This is a genomic window from Glaciimonas sp. GG7 (assembly GCF_052976905.1).
The window spans coordinates 1-7,121 of record NZ_JBRIIQ010000143.1; the positions used below are offsets into that span (position 1 = coordinate 1).

The 7,121-nt window shown below is 56.1% G+C and carries 13 protein-coding genes; 1 reads left to right on the forward strand and 12 read right to left on the reverse strand.

What is annotated here, in order from left to right:
• The 12 genes from ACVBEF_RS19715 to ACVBEF_RS19770 form a co-directional block, all read right to left on the reverse strand.
• Nucleotides 1-206, reverse strand: a 206-nt coding sequence (locus tag ACVBEF_RS19715; protein WP_447125620.1) for a phage virion morphogenesis protein, incomplete at its 3' end; no start/stop codon positions are given.
• On the reverse strand, nt 203-694 hold the full coding sequence (locus tag ACVBEF_RS19720) for a phage tail protein (protein WP_447125621.1): 492 nt from the start codon (nt 692-694) through the stop codon (nt 203-205). The genes ACVBEF_RS19720 and ACVBEF_RS19715, both read right to left, overlap by 4 nt.
• A complete protein-coding gene (gene lysC, locus ACVBEF_RS19725; protein ID WP_447122109.1) occupies nt 672-899 on the reverse strand; it encodes an Rz1-like lysis system protein LysC in 228 nt (75 codons plus the stop codon). The genes ACVBEF_RS19720 and lysC overlap by 23 nt, the downstream gene beginning before the upstream one ends.
• Nucleotides 793-1,209: an Rz-like lysis system protein LysB gene (gene lysB / locus ACVBEF_RS19730; protein WP_447125622.1), complete on the reverse strand. Its 417-nt coding sequence runs from the start codon at nt 1,207-1,209 to the stop codon at nt 793-795. The genes lysC and lysB overlap by 107 nt, the downstream gene beginning before the upstream one ends.
• On the reverse strand, nt 1,206-1,670 hold the full coding sequence (locus ACVBEF_RS19735; RefSeq protein ID WP_447125623.1) for a D-Ala-D-Ala carboxypeptidase family metallohydrolase: 465 nt from the start codon (nt 1,668-1,670) through the stop codon (nt 1,206-1,208). Before ACVBEF_RS19735 ends, lysB begins: the two co-directional genes overlap by 4 nt.
• Complete coding sequence (locus ACVBEF_RS19740) at nt 1,667-1,951, reverse strand: phage holin family protein (protein WP_447125624.1); 285 nt, start codon at nt 1,949-1,951, stop codon at nt 1,667-1,669. The genes ACVBEF_RS19735 and ACVBEF_RS19740 overlap by 4 nt, the downstream gene beginning before the upstream one ends.
• Entirely contained in the window at nt 1,944-2,336 is a 393-nt protein-coding gene (locus tag ACVBEF_RS19745) for a putative holin (protein WP_447125625.1), read from the reverse strand. Before ACVBEF_RS19745 ends, ACVBEF_RS19740 begins: the two co-directional genes overlap by 8 nt.
• A 50-nt stretch (nt 2,337-2,386) precedes the next feature.
• On the reverse strand, nt 2,387-2,596 hold the full coding sequence (locus tag ACVBEF_RS19750) for a tail protein X (protein ID WP_447125626.1): 210 nt from the start codon (nt 2,594-2,596) through the stop codon (nt 2,387-2,389).
• Nucleotides 2,596-3,087 (reverse strand): head completion/stabilization protein, encoded by a 492-nt coding sequence (locus ACVBEF_RS19755; protein ID WP_447125627.1) that lies wholly within the window; start codon nt 3,085-3,087, stop codon nt 2,596-2,598. The genes ACVBEF_RS19750 and ACVBEF_RS19755 overlap by 1 nt, the downstream gene beginning before the upstream one ends.
• 100 nt (nt 3,088-3,187) lie before the next feature.
• Nucleotides 3,188-3,898, reverse strand: a complete 711-nt coding sequence (gene gpM / locus ACVBEF_RS19760) for a phage terminase small subunit (RefSeq protein ID WP_447125628.1) — start codon at nt 3,896-3,898, stop codon at nt 3,188-3,190.
• 2 nt (nt 3,899-3,900) lie between these two features.
• Complete coding sequence (locus tag ACVBEF_RS19765; RefSeq protein WP_447125629.1) at nt 3,901-4,923, reverse strand: phage major capsid protein, P2 family; 1,023 nt, start codon at nt 4,921-4,923, stop codon at nt 3,901-3,903.
• 53 nt (nt 4,924-4,976) lie between these two features.
• Nucleotides 4,977-5,819: a GPO family capsid scaffolding protein gene (locus tag ACVBEF_RS19770; RefSeq protein WP_447125630.1), complete on the reverse strand. Its 843-nt coding sequence runs from the start codon at nt 5,817-5,819 to the stop codon at nt 4,977-4,979.
• Nucleotides 5,820-5,982: 163 nt separating this feature from the next.
• Here ACVBEF_RS19770 and ACVBEF_RS19775 point away from each other — a divergent pair.
• The coding region (locus ACVBEF_RS19775) for a terminase large subunit domain-containing protein (RefSeq protein WP_447125631.1) at nt 5,983-7,121 on the forward strand (1,139 nt) is incomplete at its 3' end.

A 7,121-nucleotide genomic window follows, 5' to 3' on the forward strand; every position in this document is an offset into this window, starting at 1 on the left:
CGGCCTTGTTTGCCGCGCATTTTTTTGCGCTGTTTGCGTGCCGCGTAAGCGTTGCCGTCCGGGTCGCGCTGACTGGCGATCCGTTGCGTTTGACTACGGCGCAGGTCTTGCGCGACTTTACGATTGACGCCTAGCCGTTGGGATGGCGTGAGTTTGGCGAGTAGCGCACCTGCCCATTCTTCTAGCGAAGATAAATCATCACTCATGCTGATGCCGCACCGGGTGTGGCCCATTCGGCGAGGAGGTTGTCGCCGTCGTACAGGGTCCAGAACGGATGGTCATAGTCTGGTGTCGGCTGCGACTCAGGACGGCTTTTGATATGCAGACGGCCTTGTTCGGCTTGGGTGACGATGATGCGTTCGGTGAGATCGATGATCAGCGAGAGATCAGCGCTTTCGTGATTATTAAAATCGACTTCGAAGCGTATGCCGGTTTTGCGTAACTCAGGGTTGGTGAGCAAATCGCTTTGATGGACTGCGATCCAGGCCAGTAGCGTGACCATCAGGGCGTTTTGGTCGGCGCTGTAATCGGTGATGATCAGGTTGAGTTTGTAGCGGTATTCAAACGAGAGCGAGCCTGTACCGCTAGCTACGATCTGGCCTTCGTCGACGAAGACATGGAGCTTGTCGGGGTTCTGTGTCAGGTCGGGATTGGCTGCGGCGAGGTGCGCTCTAAGGCTGTCGGGTTTTTTCATAATCAGCCTCTTGTTGGCAGGTGTGGATCATGTCGATTTGCGCGGCGCACTCGGCCCATGCGGCTTCGGTGCGTTCCAACATCAGGTTGAGCGCGCCGTTAGTTGTCGGCGCGCTTGCTGGCAGGATGCAGGGCGTCACTGGCGGACAGGCGTTGACGATAAGCCTCTGCGCCGGTGGTGGCGGGACGTTGGCGCAGCCGGGCAATAGCGTCAGGCAGAGCAGACTCGGCCCAATGACGGATAGCGATATTTTCATGGTGGAGTGTTTTGATTTGTTGTTCGCGTTGGGAGAGCGTGGCGGTGATGCTGGCGCGTTGGGCTTGCAAGGTGCCCAGCGCCTTTCTGTTTTTAGCGTCTGATTCTTTCAGCGTGTGGATGATGCTTGCGCTTTCGACAGACTGTTTTTCGGCGCGATCTGCACGTTCTTTTGCTGCGATCAGGTGGGTGTTTTGCAGGTAGAGCGTGGCGCCAAGGATGCCGATGATTAGTGTGGAGGTGAATATTTTAGTGATCATTTCCATAGCCCGATGCGTGTGCCTTTGCCGTCGATGGTCAGTACCTGGCGGCGGGGCTTGACCCCTTCGGCCGCAATACCGAGATGTACCCAGACTTTGGTCCCGGCGCGTTCATAAATCAGTTGATCGAATTGCAGATACGACTGATCGAGTTTCTGACAGATCGCCATCGGTGTGCCGAACGCGGGGGCGATAAAGTCGTTGGCGAGGCCGTGCAGATGGGCGCTGTTGCTTGCGCCGCCGACCGCACGATTGAGGACGGGACAGCGGTAACCGCTGGAAATGCTCATGGCAGCACCGTCTAGTTCTAACCGGACCAATTCATCGAAGCGTGCCAGACGGCGCAGGTTAGCGCTAATGTCGGGGGGTGGTGTGTTGTCAATGCCCAGTGTGCGGGCGGTGTTGCTATGGACTAATTCTTCCAACGTGAAGTGTGCAGTCAATGATTTCAATGGTTTCATAAATAAGTCTCCCTCAGAATATTGGCGACATTTCCTTTTGCGCGACGCACTAACACGCACAAGGTAAATGCGATGCCGGTTTGTGCCAGTGAGACGTGCGTGTTCCCGAGCAGGATTTCTATCGCACAGCTCCCCGTGAGCGCAATCAGCAACCACGCTATGGAGGAAAGGTCGATGCGGTAATTTGCCAGCCCACGCCGATAGCAGAGCAGTTGCATGCAGGTCGCGGCGTAACAGATTAAGGCGATGGCGGTAATGGATTGATGTACCAGATTAATCATGGGGGTCTCCCTTATATTTACCCTTATGTTCTCCCTTATGTTCACCCTTACGCAGCCAGTCCGGCAGCGCAATAGTTTTGATCAGATCGATGCCATGCAGGGTCAATGCGATGACCGCGGCAGAGGCGAAGAACGCCGCCACGCCGGTTTGTTTCAGCGCGGTGTTGTTGATGACTTCCGGGGCCGCGAGGTAGCCGATGGCTAATGAAATCAGCATATAAGCCAGCCGCTGCAATACGCGCAGATTCTTGCTGGACATCGCGACTAATGCGGCCCCGGCGAAAGCACCGATCAGGGCGTTGCCGTCTATCCCCGGAAAGACCGATGACAAGCCTATGCCTGCGGCAGCGGCGGAGATGAGGGAGGTGGTGCTGGGTTCGGCCATATTTTTTCTCGCTGGGGGTTATCGCTTATTCATCGCTGATTCATCGCTGATTAGTCCCAGAGATGGATGGTCTGGGTGCTGTTGGTGGGCGACGCTGCAAGCGCTGGCAATCTGATGAGCCGACCGTGCGCAATGATGGGGCCGAGGTCGGCTAGTCCGGGGTTGAGTTCCAGCGCGGCTTCGACGACGTTGGCGGTCGCACCCAGATGTCGCCAGCAGAGCAGGTCTAGCGTGTCGTGTTGTCGGGCGCGGACTAACATCAAATCAGCTCAACGGTCAGGTGCTGGCGTTGCAAGATGTCAGCAATTGCCCAGTGCGCATTGCGGCGTTGTTCACCGGGGGCATTGTCGAGATAGTCGATGGCTTTTTTGTCGGTGGCCGATGAGGCGGTGCTGTCGTAGTCGCGGTACTTTTCCAAGAGATCAGCTTTGGCGGTGCTGTAGACGGCGCCGCGGTAGTGGATGACTAGCTTGCTTTCGCGGTTGACCTTTTTAGCAGGGATGGCTTCGAGCGCGATGTAACCGGCGTCTAGCTGTTGGTCTTGCCATTGATCGAGTTCGGCGTTGACATGCAGGATCGCTTCGGCGACGGCCTGAATTAAGCGCGGGGTGGTGACCGTGCCGTCTAGCCGCATGGCGTCGCGCATGTGGTGCAGATCAATATTCGGGAACCAGCCGTCGTTATCGACGATGGCCGGGTCGGGTGTCCCGGGACTGGTGGCTGTTGGTGCTGCGGTGGCGATGAAGCTCATGGCATCTTTCTAATAAGACGGCGGTGGGCGGGTGTCACAGGGATTGGATTACTCCGCGCCTGATCGACCCGCGCCGCCGTGCGCCGTTGGGTGCGCGGTTTTACGGCTTGACCTTGGCTGCTTTTTTAAGGCGCAGGGTCAGGCGTTCTATGTCTTTTTTGACGCCGACCCGACTGTCTAATGCGAGGGCGCGCTCAAGGTGCGGTAAGGCTTGCTGCATGACGCTTTGATCGAGATCGTCGAAGTTGTTGTCGGCGGTGACGTTTTTACCGAGCAGTGAATAAGCCAGCGCTTTGTGGAGTTTGGCGCGGGCCTGATCGGGGGCGTCGCGGTTGTCGGTAAGGGCAATCACGGCTGGCAAGATCGTGCGGCCTGTCTCGGCGCTCATGGTGCCGGAAAGTGTGGCTTCGGCGAACTCATCCATGAGCAGAGTCGGGATGTCGCGGTTGTACTGGTCGGGCAACGTGAGTTTGTGGGTGATGGCGTAATCGGCTACTTGCACGGCGCGGGCATATTCGCCGACGTCGATGTACCAGACCAGCAAGGTGGTGAGGACGTCGTCCTGTCCGCCTTTCCCCGCGCTTAAGACCCCGGCGATCCAGTCTTGATAGTCCGGTAGCATTTCTGCCTTGAGGGCGATCTTTTGTTTGACGGACTGGATCTGTTTGAGGCGGCGGCGATCATCGGCGAGTTTGTAGAGCATCAGCTCGTAGGCGCTGCCGCCGGTGAGTTGGCCTTCTGCTGTGCTGGCGGCGGCTTTCGCGGCCAGCGTACGGGCTTTGTGCCGCAAAGCGGGGGAAAGGTTGGACATGGTTATGCTTTCGCTGCGGCTTCTTTAACCAACTCAATGTTTTCGATCAAAGCACCGAGGCCGAAGTCTTCGATCACGTAGGCGTCATTCGACGATTCGTAGTTCTCGATGCGGTCGCGCTTGACGTTGTCTTCTACGCGGCGACGGCGTGCCGATTCTTGCCAGTAGATCGAGAGATTATCGAAGCGTGTAATCAGAATCGCGTTATCGGGAAAGTACGGGACGCTGATCGCTTGCAGGCCACCGAGGCGCTTCTGGCTGATGACGATGTCGGCGGCGAGGGTTTCGGTCGGTGCTTGATTGGTATTGATTAACGGGAAGTATTTGTCGTGCATCAGCGTGCGTCCGACGATGGCGACTAAGCCATTATCTTTCTGGTACCAAGGGTCGAGCAGGTTAATTGCGTCATAGACTGCGGCGTCCAGATTGACGTAATCGCCGCCAGTGCCGACCATGATTTTGCCGGGCGTATTACCTTCTTTCATGACGCGTTCCGGTGCTTGACGGCGCATGTGTTCCAGCCAGCCGATATTCACATCTTGCAGCATTGGATGCTTGGCGATATCGGTGTCGGCGGCGATGCTGACACCGTTAAAACCGATGACCATCCGGTCCAGCGCCTGACGCGTCAGAATGGCGTTGGCGATGCGGCTTTGAAAGTCGGGAAATTTAGCCCATGCATCTAGCGTCACATAGCGAATATGGGTGTCGAAATTGGTTTTTTCGCAGCGGTATTTATGGCCGTCTAGCGTACTCAGATCGCGAGTTTCGCGGTCTTTGTTGGCGGTGTCGGTACGACTGGCGACGGGGCCAGAGATGCCGAGGCCGAGCTTTTCGCCTTCTTGTTCTGTGACGCCGATGATGTTGATTTTGCTGAGGAATTCGCTGGACTCCTGCATTTTGGTTTCCAGCTTTTGCTGGATGCTGGGGGCGACCGAAAAGGTGGCGGCGGCACTGGCGGTGTCGTTGAGTTGTTGCAGGCGGACGGTGTAGTTGTCAAAGGCGATGCGGGTAGGTTTTTTCATGTTCGATGCTCCTGGATGATTGCAAATGGGGAATGGCTGGATCGGCGTGTGCTTTAGAACTCGGTCTGCTCCATGCCGTTGCCGCCGGTGGCCGGTGGTCGTACTGACGGGTTGCCATCCTGCTTCTCCATCTGTTCCTGGAAGGCCGAAAAGGCGGTTGTAGAGGTGCGCAGATCGGCTTCTAACTTGTCGATGCGTTGTTGTGCAGCGGCGAAATCATGGGCGAATTTTTCGGACGTTCCGCTCACGTGGCTAGCTACGGCTTCGAGCGCTTCTTTGATGTCTGCGAATTGGGCGGAGTCGCCGCTTTCCTTTTGCGAGAAGCGTTTCAGAATGTTTTTAACGGTGCTGGAGAATTTACTTTCTTGCGGCTCTGGCTCGATGATCTCTTCAAATTCCAGTGTTACTTCGACGGCTTCAGAGAAGACGTTGTCGGCATGCTGTTTGCGTGCTGCGAACGGATTAAGCATGCTGGTGGAGGCGAATGTGAGCATGTTGGTACCGAGGCTGGCCGGGCTATCGGTGACGCCGAGGCCGACCAGATAGGCTTCGTTAGTGCCTGCAAAATTAGGTTTTATTTCGATGCTGGTATAGATTTTTTGGCGCTCTTTGTTCATCGCAATCAGCGAGGGCGTCGGGTCGATCTGAGCGAACAATGCGAGCTTGGTAGCACCGTCGAGCACAATCTCTTCGGCCTTGATGGCGGTGACATCACCGTAGGCACGGAACGGACTATCGGGCAGCGCGCTGCGGATATGCTCCATCCAGATACGTGCGCCGTATTTTTCCGGATTAAAGGATTTTGCCATTTGCGCAATTTGCTGGCGGGTGATCTCACGTCCGTCGGTAGTTGCACCTTCGATGGCGACGCGGAAAAATTTCGATGTAGTAGTCATGGTGTGCGCTTTCGGCTGGGCGAAGGGTCGGGGTCGGGGTCGGGTTCGGAATAGCGCAATGGTCAACGACAGCGCCTGACGATTCAACGCGCAGAGGGTTGCTATCGGGCTTACTGGCTTTCTGCTGCAAGCGTTGCGCGCGCGTGGGCTCTACGCTTGCGGCATGTCTGAAACATCCCCCCTCCCACTTGCTGAAGTTGATCATCCAACGGATCAAACCGCTGACCCGCGCCGTGTCGCTAAATTTTTGTATTGGCAAGGTTGGCGGATTTCTTCTGTTGCCAACTATCTGAAATTGAAGCGCTCGACCGTGGAAAGCTGGAAGCAGCGCGACGGCTGGGACACCGCGCCGGTGCTGGAAAAGGTCGAGGCGGCGCTGGATGCGCGGCTGGTGCAATTGATCGGCAAAGACCTTAAAACCGGTGGCGATTTTAAAGAGATCGATTTGCTGATGCGGCAAGTGGTACAGACCGCCCGCGTGCGCCGCTATGAAGCGCCGGGCGGGAATGAGGTCGATCTGAATCCTAAGCTGGCGAATCGAAACGCGGGGCCGAAAAAGAAACCGTCACGCAATGAATTCAGTGACGAGCAGCGTATCCAGTTGCTTGATGCGTTTCAGGATTCGTTGTTTGATTATCAGAAGGTCTGGCATCGGAATGGACATCAGCGCACGCGGGTGATTTTGAAATCACGCCAGATCGGGGCGACCTGGTATTTTGCGCGGGAGGCGCTGGCGGATGCGATTGAGACCGGGCGTAATCAGATTTTTTTGTCGGCCTCGAAAGCGCAGGCGCATGTGTTTAAGCAGTACATCATCCAGTTTGCGCGGGAGGCGGCGAATGTCGAATTAACTGGCGATCCGATCATTCTGCCGAATGGTGCGCATTTATATTTTCTGGGGACCAATGCGCGCACGGCGCAGGGCTATCACGGTAATTTTTATTTTGATGAGTTTTTCTGGACGCATAACTTTGCTGAGTTGAACAAGGTGGCGTCTGGCATGGCGCTGCATAAGCAGTGGCGCAAAACCTACTTCTCGACACCATCGTCGATTACGCATCAGGCGTATCCGTTCTGGACTGGCGACGCCTTTAATAAACGGCGCACTAAAGCGGATCAGGTCGATATTGATATTACGCATAAACGCCTCTGTCCCGGCTTCACCGGCGAGGACAAAATCTGGCGGCAGATCGTGACGATTCTGGACGCCGAGCGCGGTGGCTGCAATCTGTTTGATATCGACGAACTGCGCAATTTTGAGTACAGCCCGGATCAGTTCGACAACCTCTTAATGTGCAATTT

Bases quoted from the DNA above. Each gene is read 5' to 3' on its own strand.
- ACVBEF_RS19770 (WP_447125630.1), bottom strand. From the start codon at position 5,819: ATGACTACTACATCGAAATTTTTCCGCGTCGCCATCGAAGGTGCAACT.
- ACVBEF_RS19735 (WP_447125623.1), bottom strand. From the start codon at position 1,670: ATGAAACCATTGAAATCATTGACTGCACACTTCACGTTGGAAGAATTA.
- ACVBEF_RS19755 (WP_447125627.1), bottom strand. From the start codon at position 3,087: ATGAGCTTCATCGCCACCGCAGCACCAACAGCCACCAGTCCCGGGACA.
- ACVBEF_RS19745 (WP_447125625.1), bottom strand. From the start codon at position 2,336: ATGGCCGAACCCAGCACCACCTCCCTCATCTCCGCCGCTGCCGCAGGC.
- ACVBEF_RS19750 (WP_447125626.1), bottom strand. From the start codon at position 2,596: ATGTTAGTCCGCGCCCGACAACACGACACGCTAGACCTGCTCTGCTGG.
- ACVBEF_RS19740 (WP_447125624.1), bottom strand. From the start codon at position 1,951: ATGATTAATCTGGTACATCAATCCATTACCGCCATCGCCTTAATCTGT.
- ACVBEF_RS19765 (WP_447125629.1), bottom strand. From the start codon at position 4,923: ATGAAAAAACCTACCCGCATCGCCTTTGACAACTACACCGTCCGCCTG.
- ACVBEF_RS19720 (WP_447125621.1), bottom strand. From the start codon at position 694: ATGAAAAAACCCGACAGCCTTAGAGCGCACCTCGCCGCAGCCAATCCC.
- gpM (WP_447125628.1), bottom strand. From the start codon at position 3,898: ATGTCCAACCTTTCCCCCGCTTTGCGGCACAAAGCCCGTACGCTGGCC.
- lysB (WP_447125622.1), bottom strand. From the start codon at position 1,209: ATGATCACTAAAATATTCACCTCCACACTAATCATCGGCATCCTTGGC.